This is a genomic window from Flavobacterium sp. YJ01, assembly GCF_029320955.1.
GTDB lineage: Bacteria > Bacteroidota > Bacteroidia > Flavobacteriales > Flavobacteriaceae > Flavobacterium.
This window is the reverse complement of sequence record NZ_CP119757.1, coordinates 851,712-869,341: the sequence shown is the minus strand read 5'-3', so window position 1 is coordinate 869,341 and position 17,630 is coordinate 851,712. Positions and strand designations below refer to the sequence as shown.

At 32.7% G+C, this 17,630-nt stretch carries 12 protein-coding genes; 3 read left to right on the top strand and 9 right to left on the bottom strand.

Annotated elements, in window-relative coordinates:
- Positions 1–226 precede the first annotated feature (226 nt).
- Together gyrA and P0R33_RS03915 are read left to right on the top strand one after the other, a co-directional pair.
- Entirely contained in the window at positions 227–2,872 is a 2,646-nt protein-coding gene (gyrA, locus tag P0R33_RS03920) for a DNA gyrase subunit A (RefSeq protein ID WP_276174271.1), read from the top strand.
- A gap of 40 nt (positions 2,873–2,912) precedes the next feature.
- Positions 2,913–4,184 (top strand): tetratricopeptide repeat protein, encoded by a 1,272-nt coding sequence (locus P0R33_RS03915; protein ID WP_276174270.1) that lies wholly within the window; start codon positions 2,913–2,915, stop codon positions 4,182–4,184.
- A gap of 75 nt (positions 4,185–4,259) precedes the next feature.
- Here P0R33_RS03915 and P0R33_RS03910 read toward each other — a convergent pair whose 3' ends face one another.
- From P0R33_RS03910 to P0R33_RS03880, 7 genes are all read right to left on the bottom strand, one after another.
- On the bottom strand, positions 4,260–4,676 hold the full coding sequence (locus P0R33_RS03910) for an OsmC family protein (RefSeq protein ID WP_276174269.1): 417 nt from the start codon (positions 4,674–4,676) through the stop codon (positions 4,260–4,262).
- A gap of 265 nt (positions 4,677–4,941) precedes the next feature.
- On the bottom strand, positions 4,942–6,912 hold the full coding sequence (locus tag P0R33_RS03905; protein ID WP_276174268.1) for a DUF349 domain-containing protein: 1,971 nt from the start codon (positions 6,910–6,912) through the stop codon (positions 4,942–4,944).
- Positions 6,913–7,151: 239 nt separating this feature from the next.
- Positions 7,152–7,898, bottom strand: coding sequence for a lipid A phosphoethanolamine transferase (locus P0R33_RS03900; RefSeq protein WP_276174267.1), 747 nt, complete (start codon positions 7,896–7,898; stop codon positions 7,152–7,154).
- 68 nt (positions 7,899–7,966) lie between these two features.
- Positions 7,967–8,719, bottom strand: a complete 753-nt coding sequence (locus tag P0R33_RS03895) for a shikimate dehydrogenase (protein WP_276174266.1) — start codon at positions 8,717–8,719, stop codon at positions 7,967–7,969.
- 2 nt (positions 8,720–8,721) lie between these two features.
- Positions 8,722–10,116, bottom strand: coding sequence for a tetratricopeptide repeat protein (locus P0R33_RS03890; RefSeq protein WP_276174265.1), 1,395 nt, complete (start codon positions 10,114–10,116; stop codon positions 8,722–8,724).
- A gap of 206 nt (positions 10,117–10,322) precedes the next feature.
- Complete coding sequence (locus P0R33_RS03885; protein ID WP_276174264.1) at positions 10,323–11,516, bottom strand: aspartate aminotransferase family protein; 1,194 nt, start codon at positions 11,514–11,516, stop codon at positions 10,323–10,325.
- A 204-nt stretch (positions 11,517–11,720) separates the two neighbouring features.
- Positions 11,721–13,418 carry an OstA-like protein gene (locus P0R33_RS03880; RefSeq protein WP_276174263.1) on the bottom strand — a complete coding sequence of 566 codons (1,698 nt, stop codon included), beginning with the start codon at positions 13,416–13,418 and terminating at the stop codon, positions 11,721–11,723.
- A 374-nt stretch (positions 13,419–13,792) separates the two neighbouring features.
- Between P0R33_RS03880 and P0R33_RS03875 the strand changes: the two genes are divergently transcribed.
- The gene (locus tag P0R33_RS03875) at positions 13,793–15,664 is read left to right on the top strand and encodes an alpha-amylase family protein (protein WP_276174262.1); all 1,872 of its coding nucleotides are present in this window, start codon (positions 13,793–13,795) and stop codon (positions 15,662–15,664) included.
- Positions 15,665–15,719: 55 nt separating this feature from the next.
- Here P0R33_RS03875 and P0R33_RS03870 read toward each other — a convergent pair whose 3' ends face one another.
- Together P0R33_RS03870 and P0R33_RS03865 are read right to left on the bottom strand one after the other, a co-directional pair.
- Complete coding sequence (locus P0R33_RS03870; protein ID WP_276174261.1) at positions 15,720–16,778, bottom strand: glycosidase; 1,059 nt, start codon at positions 16,776–16,778, stop codon at positions 15,720–15,722.
- Between the two features lie 68 nt (positions 16,779–16,846).
- The gene (locus tag P0R33_RS03865) at positions 16,847–17,626 is read right to left on the bottom strand and encodes a superoxide dismutase (RefSeq protein WP_276174260.1); all 780 of its coding nucleotides are present in this window, start codon (positions 17,624–17,626) and stop codon (positions 16,847–16,849) included.
- Positions 17,627–17,630: the final 4 nt, after the last annotated feature.

Sequence of the window (17,630 nt, the reverse complement as noted above, 5' to 3'; positions counted from 1 at the left end):
TTACTGATTTAAAAACAAAAACCGTACCCTTCGAGAATGCTTGTCAGCTAATAGACGAAAAAAAAGGCAATAAAAGCGTTAAAAAACGCTTAATTTATTAACTAAAAGCCAAAATAAAGTTGTTAATAAATCATTGAAATAAGTGTAAGTAAATAGCTGAAAAAATTTCAAAAAAACGTATCTTGGCACGCTTTGAAACTATTATAATTATTTAATATAACAACTTATGTCTGAAGGAGAAAAGTTAATTCCTATTAACATTGAAGATGAAATGAAGTCAGCTTACATCGATTATTCGATGTCGGTAATTGTATCGAGAGCACTTCCTGATGTTAGAGATGGTTTGAAACCAGTACATCGAAGAGTTCTTTATGGAATGTATGATTTAGGTGTAACTTCTAGATCTGCCCATAAAAAATCTGCAAGAATTGTAGGGGAGGTTCTGGGTAAGTACCACCCGCACGGAGATACTTCTGTTTACGACGCGATGGTTCGTATGGCTCAGGAGTGGAGTATGCGATATTTATTAGTTGATGGCCAGGGTAACTTTGGTTCTGTTGATGGTGACAGTCCTGCGGCAATGCGTTATACTGAGGCTAGAATGCGTAAGATTTCTGAGGAAATTATGGCAGATATCGAAAAAGAAACAGTTGATTTTCAATTAAACTTTGACGATACATTATATGAGCCAAAAGTAATGCCTACAAAAGTTCCTACTTTGTTAGTAAACGGAGCTACAGGTATTGCGGTTGGTATGGCAACCAATATGCCACCACACAATTTAACTGAGGTTATCAATGGTACTTTAGCGTACTTAGATAATAATGATATTGAAGTTGATGAATTAATGACTCATATTAAAGCACCAGATTTTCCAACTGGTGGTGTAATATATGGTTATGAAGGTGTTCGCGAAGCTTTTAAAACTGGTAGAGGACGTATTGTAATGCGTGCAAAAGTTGGTTTTGAAGAAGTTGACGGAAGAGAATGCATCATCGTTACTGAAATTCCATATCAAGTTAACAAAGCCGAGATGATCAAACGTACGGCTGATTTAGTTAACGAGAAAAAAATCGAAGGTATTGCCAATATTCGTGACGAATCGGACAGAAATGGTATGCGTATCGTTTATATCTTGAAGCGCGATGCTACGCCAAACGTAGTTTTAAATACCTTATATAAGTATACTTCATTACAGTCTTCTTTTAGTGTAAATAATATTGCATTAGTAAAAGGTCGCCCTCAAATGTTGAATCTGAAAGATATGATTCATTATTTTATTGAGCACCGTCACGAAGTAGTGGTTAGAAGAACACAGTTTGAATTACGTAAAGCAGAAGAAAGAGCTCACATTTTAGAAGGATTAATCATTGCTTCTGATAATATAGATGAAGTTATTGCGTTAATTAGAGGTTCTAAAAACACAGATGAAGCAAGAGATAAATTAATTGAAAGATTTAAATTATCTGATATTCAAGCTCGTGCTATCGTTGAGATGCGTTTACGTCAGTTAACAGGTCTGGAGCAAGACAAGTTAAGAGCAGAGTTTGAAGAATTAATGAAGTTGATCGAGCATTTAAAAGCTTTATTAGCAGATGTTAATTTAAGAACAGAGGTAATTAAAGAGGAGTTGGCCGAAATCCGTGATAAATATGGTGATGAAAGACGTTCTCAAATTGAATATTCTGGAGGAGATGTAAGTATCGAAGATTTAATTGCTGATGAGAATGTAGTGATTACAATTTCGCACGCTGGTTACATCAAACGTACAAACCTTACAGAATATAAAACACAAAATAGAGGAGGAGTTGGGCAGAAAAGCGCTGGTACTAGAGATCAGGATTTCTTAGAACATATGTTCGTTGCAACAAATCACCAATATATGATGTTCTTTACGCAAAAAGGAAAATGTTTCTGGATGCGTGTTTATGAAATTCCAGAAGGAAGTAAAACGGCAAAAGGTAGAGCAATTCAGAATCTTGTAAATATTGAAAGCGACGATAAAGTAAAAGCTTTCATTTGTACACAAGACTTAAAGGATAAAGATTATATCAATACCCATAATCTTGTAATGGTGACAAAACAAGGCCAGGTTAAGAAAACTTCTTTAGAGAAATATTCTAAACCAAGAGCAAATGGAGTTGCTGCTATTACAATTAAAGAAGGAGATGAGTTGATTGGTGCTCAGTTAACAAACGGAGAAAGCCAAATTATCTTAGCAGTAAAATCTGGAAAATTAGTTCGTTTTGAAGAAACTAAAACACGTCCGATGGGAAGAACAGCTTCTGGAGTTCGTGGTATTACGCTAAAAGACGAAACAGATGAAGTAATCGGAATGGTTACGGTTGACAAAGAGGATATTGCAACATCGCAAATCTTAGTTGTTACTGAAAATGGATACGGAAAACGTACCAAATTAGTAGACGATGATGGAGAAGATGTTTATAGAATCACAAACCGTGGCGGTAAAGGTGTTAAAACGCTTAATATTACTGATAAAACAGGTAAATTAATATCTATCAACGCGGTAACAGATGCAGACGATTTGATGATTATCAATAAATCTGGATTAACAATTAGAATGGCAATTGAGGATTTACGTGTTATGGGACGTGCAACTCAAGGTGTTAGATTAATTAACCTTAAAGGTAAAGATTCTATCGCTGCTGTTACTAAAGTTATGAAAGACGATGCTGAAGAAGTTGTTGTTGATGAAAATGGAAATGTAATTGAGTCTGGAATCGAAAGAATCAAACCTGATTTGGAAGTTCTTGAAGATGATGGAGCGGTTGAAGAGGAAGATGATACTGACGATGAAGAGATTGAAGAAGAAGATGATGCGGACGGAGACGACGACGAATCTGAAGAATAAAACTAAATTGAATAAAAATTAAATACAAACAAATATCATTATGAAAAGTAAATATGTAATACTTGCTTCTGCATTATTGATCTCTGTGGCTACATTTGCTCAAAAAGATCAAATTAAAAGTGCTGAAAAAGCTTTAAAAAGTGGAGATGCTCAAGGAGCAGTTACAATTTTGACTGGTGCAGAAAGCCTTGTTGCAAACGCAAAAGATACAGAGCAGGCTCAGTTTTATTTTGTAAAAGGAAATGCTTATTTAGATCTTGCTAACAAAAAAGTTGACGAAAGTAAAAACTTATCTTTGGCAGCTGAGAGTTACAAAAAGTTAATCGAGGTTGAAAAAGCATCAGGAAAACAAAAATATTCTACAGATGCAGCAACTTCTATCACTAACATTAAAGGATTGTTAATTAATTCTGCAATTGCTGATACTCAAGCAAACAAGCATAAAGAAGGTGCAAAAAAATTGTACGATGCTTATGAGTTAGACAAAAAAGATACGATTAATTTATACTACGCTGCTTCTACAGCTGTTAATTCACAAGATTTTGATCTTGCATTACCAATGTACGAAGAGTTAAAAAAATTAAACTATTCTGGAAAAGGAACTTTATTTCTTGCTACAAATAAAGCAAGTGGAAATGAAGATAACTTTAGCAGTGCGAAAGATAGAGATTTAGCTATAAAATTAGGTACTCACGAAAAACCTAAAACAGAAGCTATTCCTTCTAAAAGAGGTGAAATCTACAAAAATTTAGCTTTAATCTTAGTTCAAAAAGGACGTACTGAGGATGCTAAAAAAGCTATCGCTGACGCAAGAAAAGCAAATCCAGAAGATACTTCATTAATTTTAACAGAAGCTAATTTATATTTAGATTCTAAAGATTATGATACTTACAAAAAATTAGTTGGTGAAGCTTTAGAAAAAGATCCAAATAATGCAGATTTAGTATTTAATTTAGGTGTAATCAGTGCTGGTGCAAAAAACAATGCTGATGCTGAAAAATATTATTTAAAAGCAATCGAAATTAATCCTAATTATGCAAATGCTTATTTAAATCTTGCTGCTTTAAAATTGGAAGCTGAGAAACCAATTATCGACGAGATGAATAAATTAGGTACTTCTGCTAAAGATATGAAACGTTACGATGTTTTAAAAGCGCAAAGAGAGGGTGTTTTCAGAGGAGTAATTCCTTACCTTAAAAAAGCAAACGAATTAGATCCTAAAAATGATGATGTTGCTAAAACATTATTAGGCGTTTACAAAGCATTAGAAATGACTGCTGAAGCAAAAGCTTTAAAAGCGACAATGAACTAATCTTTAGTTACTGTGTTTATATAAAAAAACCATCCCGTAAAAACGGGATGGTTTTTTTTATGGGAAATTAGATCATTAAAGCAAAGTTGCCGATAATGTTATTGTCGTATTCAATAATTTAGAAATTGGACAGATCTCTTTTGCTTTCGTAGCGGTCTTTTCGAATTCTTCTGCTGAAATTGAAGGTACTTTACCTTTTAAATCTAAATGAATCAAAGTAATCGAGCCATCTTCAAAAGTTACGGTGGCTTCTGTAGTTAAATCATCTGCTGTAAAACCACCTTCATTTAGAAGAAAGCTTAATTGCATGGTAAAACAGCCTGAATGAGCCGCAGCAATTAATTCTTCTGGATTTGTTCCAACTCCGTCTGCAAATCTTGTTTTAAAAGACAGTTGTGCATTATCTAGAGTAGTACTTTGAGTGCTTATTGTTCCAGTTCCTTCCATGCCAGTTCCTTTCCAGTTGGCATGTGCTTTTCTTGTAAATTTCATATTCTTTTAATTTAAAATTGATGTTAAATGTTTATTTGTTTGACTGCTTGTTAATAGCTGTAACTCAAATATAATCAATATTTTGCAGAATAGTTTTACGAAATTTAATGAGAATGTTAAGTTTTAGGTCTTTTATAGAAAGTTGGATTGTGTTTTTTAACGCAAAGAGCACAAAGTAAAAAGCGCAAAGTTCGCAAAGCTTTTTATAAACTTTGCGAACTTTGCGTAAATCTTGGCGCTCTTTGCGGTAAAATATGAGCAGTTTTTATTCTTGTCCTAAGTTTCGAAGTTGTTTCAATTTATCTTTCCAAACTTCAAGACTTTCTTTGTGAATTGCAATGTTTTTACGAACCTCAGTTACAATAGAATTCTCTTTTTTTGCATTCTTAGTGTTTGTAAAGAATTGAATGTTGTTTTCTAATTGGAAAATCTCATTTTGAACTTCTTCAATTTTACGCATAATGAAGATTTTTTCATTGTCTAGTTTGCGCGTATCGTTACTGTCTGATAGAGAATCGATTCGGTTTGCAAAACGCATCATCTCCGATTCTTTTTTGCTTAAGCTTAGTTTTTCAAAAAGTGCATCTAAAATCTTATTGAATTTGCCTTCAATATGTCTTCTTGAAAAAGGAACTTTTCCAAATCCTTTCCATGTTTCAATGTGAGCTTTTATAGCATCTAAATCAGTTTTATGATCTCCAGTTAGTTGGAAGGCTCTTAAAGTATCTAGATAAGCTTTTTTATTGTCAAAAGCAGCAACTTCTTCAACGTTTTCTTCAGATTTGTGTTCTTTTAGTTTGTCAAAATAATGGTTGCAAGCATCTTTAAATTCTTTCCAGATTTTATCTGAATATTTTTTCGGAACGTGACCAATTTGCTTCCATTCTTCCTGAATTTGTTTCATTATAGGAGTTGTAGAAGCGAAATCTGTGCTTTCTTGAAGGTCTTTTGCTTTTGCAACAAGAGCCATCTTTTTATTTAAGTTATCGTTTTGATCTTTTTTGATGTCTTTGTAAAACGAATTTTTGAATGCATTGAAGTTTCTTACCGCAGTTTTAAAAGTTGCCCAAGTTTCTTCATTTACTTCTGATGGAACTTTTCCTGCTGCGAAAAACTCATTTCGAAGCGCTTCTACTTTTTGAATTTGTACAAGCCATTGCGAGTGAGAATTTACTTTTTCTGTTCCTAGAGCTTCAATTTTCGAAATAATTTCTTTTTTAACTTCAAGATTTTGTTGTTCGTTAGCTCTTTGGCTTTCAAACAAAACTTCTCTTTTGTCATGAATTTTTTTAGTTAATTCACTAAATTGATTCCAGATTACATCTCTATGTTCTTTAGAAACTGGACCAATTTCTTCTTTCCAGATTCTGTGAAAATCCTGCAATTCGCGGAAAGATTTGTTTACATCTGCATCGTTTACCAATTCTTCAACGCGCGCGATAATCTTTTGCTTTAACTCCAGATTATGTTTGAAATCTAAATCTCTGGCTTCGCGATCTAAATGAAGATAATCATAGAAATTTTCAACATGAAAATGATAATTATTCCAAACGTGATTGTATTTGTCTTTTGGAATTGCACCGGCATTTTTCCATCTTTCTCTTAGTTCATTAAAATGCTTAAGAGTGTCTTTTATGTTTTCTTGTGGGTTAATTAACTCTTTTAATTCTTCAACAATTGCCAAACGATTCTCTAAATTTGATTTTAAATTAGTCTGTAAATGTTTAAAATGAGCATTTCTTTTTTCTCTGAAAATATTATAATATTCATCAAATTTTAATTTCAGAGGTAAATGATATTCAAATTCTTCGCTAGGATCGGGATTTGAAGCTAGAAATTCTTCTTTTTTCTCCTCTAGAAGATGGTGATATTGTAATAAAAAAGCCTTTTTGATTTCTTCGATATGATCTTTTACAGACATTATTTTGTCTAGATTGACCATTTTTTTAAGCTCATCGACAAGTGCGTCTAAAGAAAAAGTGTTATAATCTTGCATAGGAATATCGTGGCGATCCTTCAAGGTTTCGTCTTCACTTTCTTCTGCATTCGAATTTGTAATTACATCTAAAGCTTCCTGATGAACGTTTTCATCATTTTCTGCATCATCTGAAACTGAGTTCTCAATTGGAGCTTCAGACTCAGATATTTCAATTGCATCATTTGTTGCAGAATCGTTTATTTCAATTCCATCTTTTCCGTCTGCTTCTTGCAGGTTATCATTCTTTTCTTCTAACATCTTTAAAATGTATAAGGTTTTTATTTTACAATGCGAAAGATAGTAAAGGTGTTTCTAACTACAAAATAAATCGCTTGTTTATGCGCTATTTTACCATGAAATTCCTATTCTTTGCACTAATTCAGTATTGTGTTGGAAATGTTTTGATATAATGATTAAAGTATCTTTAAATTCAGAATAATTATCTTTTTTTTAATTCTACTTTGATAAATTCAATTTAGTAGGGAACTATTTATTTTTTAGAATAGAATTAAAACACCCATTTCAATTCCAAAATTGTAAGTTCTATTTGCTCCAAAGCCAGCACTTGGGTGAATGTAAACTAAATTATTTGGAGTAATTTTTCTGCCAAATTCAACAAATGCATTATTTTGAAAAGCCTCTAAAGTTGTGTTATAACGAAAAGCAACATCTCCGGCAACCCAGTTTTTTCCAAAAAAATGAAGCATAACATTTTCAAAAAGCGTAATACTAATATCATTTCGATCATTTTCTCCTGCAAAACTACCTTGATACTCTAAAGTAGAGAGCCAAAGAAACTTTTTTTCAGAAAAATATTTTCCATACACAACTGCGGGCATTACAACCCACTTTCCTGTGCCGAAATTAGGATCTGCTGCCGTATTTGCATAAATTCTTGTTCTTAAAGCTATTCCGTTGCTATTTCGCATGTACGGAATATAACTAACTCCCATACCGACATCTCCAATTGCTGTTTTGTTTATAGAGTTGGTATTTGCCGAAATTAAGGGAAGATCGAAACGTAAATTCCAGGCTTTGTTGCCAATCGGCAGTAAAACTCGAATTTGTGTAGTATTAAATGACCCGTTATCGGTATCTAAATATTCGTCGAAAAAAATAATTGTTTTAAGAAAATAATGATAACGAGGCTCAGAAAAAGGACTTTGCAAAGTATCATTTTCTTGTGCCTGAAGTAGATTGTGAAATAAAAAAAATAGAATGCTAAGTAATTGTATTTTCTTCATAACCACTTGTTTATAAGTGATTTAAAAATACAAAAAATACGTTAACATTCTATTTTTTGGATATGATTTTATTTATTCCAGATTTTCCAAGCTTTTTCGGCTTGAAAAATAAGCATGTCAAGACCATTTTTTATAACTGCACCTTTTTCTTTTGCTTTTTTTAGAAAAGTGGTTTCAGCTGGATTATAAATTAGATCGTAAGCAATATGCTTTTCTGTAAAGAACTCATAAGGCAAGTTTGGACAAGCATCAATGTTTGGGCTTGTTCCGACTGGCGTACAGTTAATTATGATTTGAAAGTTATCAAATGTTGTAGCATTAATCAAATCATAATCAATTATGTTTTCTTTTGCTTCTCTAGAAACAAATGTATACGGAATGTTTAATTCGTCTAACGCGAAAGCAACACCTTTAGAAGCGCCCCCAGTTCCTAAAATAAGGGCTTTTTTATGGTGAGGTTCTAATAATGGTTCTAAAGATTTTTTAAAACCATAATAATCAGTGTTGTATCCTTTTAATTTTCCGTTTTTGGTAAATTTTATAGTGTTAACAGCACCAATTAAAGTTGCTTTTTTTGATAGTTTATCTAAGAATGGAATTACTTGTTCTTTGTACGGAATGGTTACATTTAATCCTTTTAAATCGGGATTGTTTTTAATCAATTCTGTAAAATAGTTAATTTCAGAAATGTCAAAATTTTCGTAGCTGTTACCAGCAAAAACTTCATTATCGAATTTTTCTGTAAAATAACCTTTTGAAAAAGAGTAGCTAATGTTGCGTCCCAATAATCCAAAACGTCTTCTTAATAAAATATCAACCATTATTATTTTCTATGTTTTTCTATATAATTTTTTACTGTTTTTCTTGACCAAACCACAGGAAACAAATCTTCAATTAAGATATAATTATCAAAATTTAATCGTAAACCATTGCTTAAGTGGAATTTAGCCTTTGTGTTATCTTGGATCATAAAGTACAATCCGGCTAAACGATATTCGATTTCGTTTTCTTCAGGAAAATATTCGGTAGCCTGCAATAAAGTTTGAATAGCGCTTTCGAATTCGCCTAAAAATTTAAGAATATCAACCCAAAACAACCAAGTGTCAAGTGCGTAATCTCCAAATTCTACCGCTTTTCTATAACCAAATTCGGCTTCTTCAAAAAAGTTCATTTGTTTGTTGATAGTAGCGTATCTTTTCCAATACAAACGATTTTGATTGTCGATTGCTAAAGCTTTATTTACAAAAAACAATGCTTTCTGATAGTTTTTTTGACGTAAATGAAAATCAGTAATCGCAATCCATCCTTTATCTAAAAGCGGATCTTCGTGAACTGTTTGGTTGTAATATTGAATAGCTTTTGCTAAGTTTCCAAGCTTTTCGTAACATTTACCAATTCGAAGCAGCGCATACGATGTTGCATCGTCTAATTCGATGGTTCTGTTGTAGCTTTCAATCGCTTCGTTATATTTTTTTAGGCGTTCGTAAGCTTTTGCTTTTTCCATGAAAGCACCTAAAAACTCGTCATCAATAAGCGTTGCATAATCAAATGCTCGAATTGCATTTTCATATTCCTTTACACCATAATGAAGTCGCCCAAGCTGATGCCAAGCGATTTCGCTGTAAGGATTTCTGTTGATATACTCGTTCAAATAAACAATCGCTTCTTGATTTTGATCTAAAAATTCAAAACAATACACGACGTTATAAAGAGCAGATTGGTCTTCCAAATCTTCTTCAAGACATTTAATGAAGTTTTCTTTTGCCAATTCAAGATTATCCATAAAAAGATATTCCATTCCAATCAAGTTGTATACATCGGCGTAATCGTCAGTATACTGCAATGCAATTTTTAATAATTCAACTGCTTTTTCATGCTGATCTCTTTTGGAACAAATATTGGCTTTCTGGATATAAATTTCCTCGTTGTTTGGTTCAATTGCGTATAACTCATTCAAAAGCTTTTCTGCTAGCTCGAGTTTGTCATCATAAACCAACATTTCTACTTGTACTAATTTTAAGCCTGTAGATTTTGGGTGTTGGTCTAACGCAAGTTTCAAGGCCTTTTTTGCTAAATTAGCCTTGCCTATGTCTAAATAATGAAGAATTATTTCTTCGAATTCTTCAGAATCAAAAAAGAGTACTTTGTTAGTCTTTAACATCGACTCAAATTTGGATAGGGATAGGTTATAATCTTCTTCTTCGTTGCTTAATTGCATACTTCGTTATTTTGAAATTAGCCTACTATAAATTTAGGCAACCATATAATTGCTGTAAGGATAGGAAATTAATTGTTTTGAACAATTTAATTAACAATATATGGCGTTTTTTATTCTATTTTGGGAAGAAATCTCTCTTATTATTAAGGGATTAGCTTCTGTTTTGTCAATTTTTAATTCTGGTTTAAAAAGTATAAACTTAATTTTTAAGCTTTGCTCTTTTTTAAAATTTCATCCATGACTTCCAAAATAATTGCACAGCCTTCTCTAATTTCATCTTCAGAAATAGTTAGCGGAGGTGTAATTCTAATGGCGCATCCTTCAAAAAGAAGCCAGAATAAAATCAATCCTTTATCTTGGCAATTTAATATGACTTCATTGGTAATTTCCGCAGATTCTGTCATGGCAGCCAGCATTAATCCTTTTCCTCTAACTTCTGTAATCAAAGGATGTACCAAAAGCGATCTGAAGAGTTTTTCCTTTTCTAGTGTCTCCGCCATTAAATTTGTTTCAGTTAATTCTTGCAAAGTTGCTAAACAAGCTGACGCAATGACAGGGTGTCCACCAAAAGTAGTAATATGACCTAATTTTGGATTCTCTGTTAAAAGATCCATTTTTTCAGCTGAAGCGGTAAAAGCGCCAACTGGCATTCCGCCACCCATTCCTTTACCCATTACCACAATATCTGGAACTACGTCATAGTTTTGAAAACCAAATAGTTTACCTGTTCTTCCAAATCCAGGCTGAATTTCATCAACAATCATCAAAGCTCCAACTTCATCGCAACGTTTACGAACTTTTTCAAGAAAATTGTTTTCTGGCTGAATAAAACCTGCTCCACCTTGAATAGTTTCTAAAAGAATCGCGGCTGTGCGAGTTGTTATTTTTTGCAGATCTTCTTCATTATTAAAAGTAATAAAATCTACATCTGGAAGTAGCGGTCTAAAAGCTTGTTTTCTTTCTTCAAATCCCATAACGCTCATAGAACCCATTGTGTTTCCGTGGTAGGCATTGTGACAAGAAATTAGTTGACTGCGTCCTGTAGTCCTTTTAGCTAATTTTAAAGCGCCTTCAATTGCTTCTGTACCAGAATTAACCAAATAGGTTTTATTTAAAGATTCAGGAAGGAGTGAAGCCATCAGTTTACAATATTGAACAGCTGGACTTTGAGAATATTCGCCATAAACCATTACGTGCGAATATTTATCTAACTGATCTTTTATGGCCTGATTTACTCTCGGATGTTGATGCCCTAAAGTACAAGCAGAAACTCCGGCAACAAAATCTAAATATTTTTTATCGTTTGTGTCGTATATGTAAGAACCAATGGCATGAGAAACTTCCATTCCCAGTGGATAAGGAGAAGTTTGTGCTTGGTATTTTATAAAATCTGGATTCATTTTTTTTTTAGCTTCTAAATTGCTGAGATACTAAGATTCTAAGCTTCTAGGTTTTTAACTGTAAACTGTGAGTGCGACTGAAAACTTTTTTTAGGTTCAAAGTGGCGAAGGTACTAAGGTTCTAAGTTTTTTTACTTTACGTTTAAGTTAACTTTGTGGTTTAAACAATCGTAAAGCACTGTAAACTTTGACTGCGACTGAAAACTATTTCTGCTTAGGTTTTGTTTCCATCTTCACGGCAGGTTTCTTTTTATCGTAATTCAAGGTTTCCTTCCTGACTTTCATCGGAACATTTTTGCCTTTTTCTTCTTCTTCTTTGCCTTGTTTAATGAGTTTTTCGTTCATTTCATTGTCCTCTGCAGTAAAAATATCATCTTTAGACTTTATTCTTTCATCGGCACGCCAAATCATTCCACGCAATTTTCTTGCATTTTCAGGCAATTCATCTTCTGGATAAATATCGCCGTCGACTTTATTGAAAAACGTAATCGTTTCAATTGCATTATTTTCCAATATCATGTTGATTTTACTGCTTACATTTTTATTGATTCCAATCAATTCATTGGTATCATTTCTCATAAAATACACAACTTCGGTATTTTTGATAACATCAACATCATGGAGTTTTCCATCCCGAAATTTTCCAAATAGATTGAGGCCTTTTACCTGATTAAAACCGGTTCCGAGCGTGTCCCGGGAGATAACAAAAGTATTATTTAAAACCTTTAACGAGTCAATTTTTCTGGTCTGATTGTCACCAATTAAGTGCATAACATCTCCAGTAATCTGGCTTTCTCCATTCCAAAGAATTGGTTTTCCAATTAATTTTGTCAATGCAGTTTTGGAGTCTGAATGTATAGAATCACATTTACCGCTCATATCGATTTTAAAAAAACGGACATTATTATAAGCGCGTAAAATACGTTCTCCTTCTTTTCCTGTAACCATTAATTTTTTTCCGTGAATGTAAACTGAATCATTTTCAACTAAATTAATAGCAACGGCTCTTTTAGTAACAAACATCGAATCTTTAAGCTTGTAAAGTTCTGCGTAATGTCCTTTTACAATTCCTTTATTGATAGAATCGGTAATCTTTACATTTCGAGTTGCCGATGCAAATTCGGTATTTCGATTATAAAATAAACTATCGCCTTCTATTAGTCTGTCATCATATTTGATATATGATTTCCTGAGAAAGTGCGCCAAATTCTTTTTTGTATCGTAAAAACCTTTTTCAGTATAAATGTAATTTTCCTTGCTCGTAATTGTCGAAGGTCCAAGTAAATAAGTATGTCCAGAATTACTGTAATAATCTAAATGATTCGATTTTATTACATATTTTGGATTTGTAATTACAACTTCGGTCAAGAATTGAAACTTTTTTTCTTTCGCATAATATCTTCCCGATTTACTCACCAAAGTATTGTCTTTATTGACAATTGTACCTTTTGTGTTGTAAAAAGCTTCTTGTACATTTCTGTCAAAATTAATAGTGTCAGTTTGCAAAGTTGCGTCTGGAGAAGTCATAACGGCATTTCCTGTTGCAAAGGCTTTTTTTAAATTTCCGTTATATTCTGCGTATTTACTGTTCAAAAATAAAGTATCTCCTTGATTTAGTTGAACATCTCCAAAAGCCTTTAAGTAGTTTTCTTTCTTAAAAAGATAGGCTTTATTACAAGTCATTATAACGCCATCATGAATCAATTTTACGTTACCGCTAAGGAGTACTCCTCCTGGCACCAAAGCTTCATTAACTTGAACATCGTCGGAGTTCTCTATAATTATTTCTTTAGTTTTTTGTGCTTGTGCTTGTGTTTTAGCTTTAGCCTTTACTTGTGCAAATGTAGATTGAATGCTTAAAAAAAGCAGACCGTAAAATATGTAAAAGAGTGATTTCTTCAACTGATTAATTTTTTGTCAAATTTATGAAAAAGGATACAACCTTAGATTGTTATTAGCATTAATTTATGTGTTTATTTTTTAAGTCTCAAAGGTTCAGAGTCACAAAGGTTCAGTGTTTTTTTGTTTAGAATTCTTCAAATTTTTCAAGTTATTTAGAACCTTTGTTTTTTGAGCCTTTGTTATTTTAAATCTCCATCAATTTTATCAACAAATTAAGGAACTCTCACGTTGTAGTTAATGCTTTTAATAATTCTTGTACGCAAATAAAACTAACTTTCTTTTAAGTTTTAAAAAATAAACTAAATTTAATAATTGGTTTCAAGATTTGATATGGATTATGAAGCCTTGAAAAGAGAAGATTAGATTAAAAATATATGATAAAAAGTAAGTTTATTGTTGTTGGAATTGCTACAACAATGCTGTTTTCTGCATGCAAAACAAAAGATTTAAAAATGAGTGAAATAAAAGAAAATCATTCTAATGATAAGAAAATTGTAGTATATCAAGTTTTTACACGCCTATTCGGAAATAAAAATACCAATAATAAACCTTGGGGAACAATTGAGGAAAACGGCGTAGGAAAATTTAATGATTTTACAGATAAAGCACTTCACGAAATAAAAGATTTAGGCGTTAATTATATTTGGTATACGGGTGTACCTCATCACGCATTGGTGAATGATTATACTAAATACGGAATCTCAAATGACGATCCAGAAGTAGTAAAAGGGCGCGCGGGTTCGCCTTATGCAGTAAAAGATTATTATAATGTGAATCCAGATTTGGCGGTAGATCCTGCAAAACGTTTGGAAGAATTTGAAGCTTTAATTAAAAGAACGCACAACGCGGGTTTAAAAGTGATTATTGATATTGTTCCGAATCATATTGCTAGAAAATATGAAGGAAAATCAAATCCTGAAGGTGTAAAAGATTTTGGTGCAGATGATGATGTAACGGTTGAATACAAAAGAGATAATAATTTCTATTATATTCCAAATGAACATTTTGAAATTCCAGATGGAGATGTTCCGTTAAACGGAGAAAAAAATCCTTTGATTGATGGAAAATTTGATGAAAACCCAGCAAAATGGACAGGAAATGGTTCTAGAAAATTCAAGCCAGATCAAAATGACTGGTATGAAACGGTAAAAGTAAATTATGGTGTTCGCCCAGACGGAAGTAAAGAATTTCCAGAACTTCCTGCAGGATTTGATCAAAAATCATATCAAGAACATTTTGCTTTTTGGCAAGATAAAGATGTGCCAAATTCTTGGAAAAAGTTTAGAGATATTGCTTTATACTGGACAGCAAAAGGTGTTGATGGATTTCGTTATGATATGGCAGAAATGGTTCCATACGAATTTTGGAGCTACATGAACTCTTCTATTAAAATGAAAAATCCAAATGCATTTTTATTGGCAGAAGTTTATAATCCGAATGAATATAGAAATTATATTCGTCTAGGAAAAATGGACTATTTATATGATAAGGTAGAAACGTATGATAAATTGAAAGATGTAACACGTGGAAAATCTTCTCCAGACGAATTAACAAATATCCAAAAAGGAATGTCTGATATTGAACATCATATGCTTCATTTTTTAGATAATCATGATGAACAACGTTTAGCAAGCCCAGAATTTGCAGGAACTCCAGAAAGAGGAAAACCTTTAATGGTGGTTTCAGCAACAATAAGCACTTCTCCAACTATGATTTATTTTGGGCAAGAAGTAGGAGAGGCCGGAAATGAAGATGCAGGTTTTGGAAAACGATCAAGAACTTCAATTTTTGATTACATCGGAGTTCCAAATCATCAGCGTTGGATGAATGATGGAAAGTTTGATGGAGGGCAATTGACTGAAAGCGAAAAACAACTTCGTGATTTTTACAAACGTTTATTGAATTTTACCATAAGTAGCAGTGCTTTAATGGGGAATTTTGAAGAAATCCAATCTGCAAATCGCCAAAATAATCAAGCTTATGATACCTTGTTGTATTCTTACGTTCGTTGGTCTGAAAAGCAAAAGCTAATCGTGATTGCTAATTTTTCTTCAGAAAAGGAAAGCGAATTTGAATTAAAAGTTCCTGCGAATGTTATTTCAAAGTGGAATCTAAAAGACGGTTCTTACGTACTTGTAGATAAATTATATTCAGCCAGCAAAACTTATCTTACCGTTAAAAATGGTGAAGGTTCTGCAAGAGTAAAAATAAAACCTTCTGAATCTTTTATTTATGAAGTAAACTAAATTTTAAAAAAAAAAACGTGCTTAGATCCAATCAGATTTAAGCACGTTTTTAATTTTATATTTCTTTTAAAAGCGAAAGAATTTCTCTAATTGAAAAAGTCGCACCGCAGACAAATTCATCTGATGCGCCATAATAAACAGTCAATGTATCTCCGTCAGGCTCTATAATATGGCCGTTTGTAAAAACCACATTTCCAAAAAATCCGCTTAATTCATATTCCGTTTTTGGAAACATAATCGGCTCTTCAGTTCTTGAAATTATTTTTGAAGGGTTTTCCAAATCCATTAAAAAAGCACCTAAACAATATTGATGCGCTTCGTTTGCGCCATGATAAATCTCAAGCCAGCCTTTTTCAGTTTTTATGGGGGCTGCACCAGCTCCAACTCTTTTGCTGTCCCAAAGATTTTTTCGAGTTTTTACGATGCATTGATGATTTCCCCAATGAATGCCATCTGGAGAAGAAGCAATCCAGATATAATTGCCACCAATATCTACACTGCTCGGACGATGTAAAGCGTAAAATAATCCGTTTATTTTTTCTTCGAAAATAGCGCAATCCTTGTTGTGAGCAGGAAAGATCATTCCGTGTTTCTGAAAGTTTTTCCAGTCTGTTGTAGTTCTTAAACCAACTCCAATGCCATTGTCTGATACTGAAGTAAATGTGAGGTAATATTTTCCTTCAATAAAAGATACACGGCAATCTTCAATTCCAAAAGTTTCTAAAATTCCTTCGCTAACCAAATGAGGGTAATCTTCAGGTTCGTAAAAGTGTTTTCCATCTTCACTGCATAATAATCTAATGTGCGATAAAGTGGTTAAATAATCTACGCCTTGATAATTAATTACACGCGCATCTGTTGCTATAAGTTCAGGATGATCTTTTGCGATTTCAATAATTTGAATAGATCCTGAATCTGTCAAAATTGGAAAAGAAATAATGTTTTCTATTTGTTTCGGTCTTTCAGCAACTCGTACAGCAAGCCAGATTTTATCCTCGAATTGAAACACACCAGGATTTAATAAACAGCTAATTTCTAAACCGTCTCTGCTAGGAGCTAAATCTGACGGAGAAAGCAATGGATTTTCTATAAAACGATTGGCAATATCTTTCATGTTCTTGATTTCTAATTACCATTAAGTTATAAAAAAAAGCTGATACTTAAATTGTATCAGCTTTTCTTTTATACTTTTTTAACCTTTTTGAGGGCTTCGACGTAATATTCGTTTACTTTCTCCCAATTGATATGCTGGTAGAAAGCATTAATATAGCTTCCTTTTCTATTTTGATAATCTAGATAGTAAGCGTGTTCCCAAAGATCAATTCCCATAATTGGAGTTCCTGGAATTAGAGCATTTCGCATCAATGGATTATCTTGATTTTCAGTTGTTGTAATTTGTAATTTTCCATATCGATCTACAACAAGCCAAACCCAGCCCGAACCAAATTGCTTTTCAGATTGTGCTTTAAATTGATTTGTTAAATTATTAAAAGAACCAAATTCTTTATTAATAGAACCAGCTAAAGTATCTTTAGGAGTTTGTTCTTTAGGAGTTAAAATATTAAAATAAAGCGTATGATTATAATAACCGCCGGCATTCTGACGAAGTTTGGCATTATTCAAATCCATCTTTTTTAAAATATCTTCAATCGGCATGTTTTCGAACTCAGTCGAAACGATTTCCTTATTAAAATTATTTGTGTAAGATAAATAATGTTTAGAATAATGTGTTTCTAAAGTCAAAGTTCTAATATCTGGAGCAAGACCGTCATAATTAAATGGCAGTTTTGTCATTTCAAAAGAACCTGGATCGGCTTTAACGTCATTTGGAGAACCAATAGATATTTTTTCTTCTTTAGTTGGAAGCGGAACTTCAACAACCTCGACCAGCTTGTCTTCTTTACAGGAAAATAATAGTAAAAATGAAGCTAAAGTGCTAAAAAGAACAACGTTTTTCTTCATAATG

Excerpts from the sequence above, each read along its gene's own strand:
- gyrA (WP_276174271.1), top strand. The coding sequence starts at position 227 with ATGTCTGAAGGAGAAAAGTTAATTCCTATTAACATTGAAGATGAAATG.
- P0R33_RS03915 (WP_276174270.1), top strand. The coding sequence starts at position 2,913 with ATGAAAAGTAAATATGTAATACTTGCTTCTGCATTATTGATCTCTGTG.
- P0R33_RS03910 (WP_276174269.1), bottom strand. The coding sequence starts at position 4,676 with ATGAAATTTACAAGAAAAGCACATGCCAACTGGAAAGGAACTGGCATG.
- P0R33_RS03905 (WP_276174268.1), bottom strand. The coding sequence starts at position 6,912 with ATGTTAGAAGAAAAGAATGATAACCTGCAAGAAGCAGACGGAAAAGAT.
- P0R33_RS03900 (WP_276174267.1), bottom strand. The coding sequence starts at position 7,898 with ATGAAGAAAATACAATTACTTAGCATTCTATTTTTTTTATTTCACAAT.
- P0R33_RS03895 (WP_276174266.1), bottom strand. The coding sequence starts at position 8,719 with ATGGTTGATATTTTATTAAGAAGACGTTTTGGATTATTGGGACGCAAC.
- P0R33_RS03890 (WP_276174265.1), bottom strand. The coding sequence starts at position 10,116 with ATGCAATTAAGCAACGAAGAAGAAGATTATAACCTATCCCTATCCAAA.
- P0R33_RS03885 (WP_276174264.1), bottom strand. The coding sequence starts at position 11,516 with ATGAATCCAGATTTTATAAAATACCAAGCACAAACTTCTCCTTATCCA.
- P0R33_RS03875 (WP_276174262.1), top strand. The coding sequence starts at position 13,793 with ATGATAAAAAGTAAGTTTATTGTTGTTGGAATTGCTACAACAATGCTG.
- P0R33_RS03870 (WP_276174261.1), bottom strand. The coding sequence starts at position 16,778 with ATGAAAGATATTGCCAATCGTTTTATAGAAAATCCATTGCTTTCTCCG.
- P0R33_RS03865 (WP_276174260.1), bottom strand. The coding sequence starts at position 17,626 with ATGAAGAAAAACGTTGTTCTTTTTAGCACTTTAGCTTCATTTTTACTA.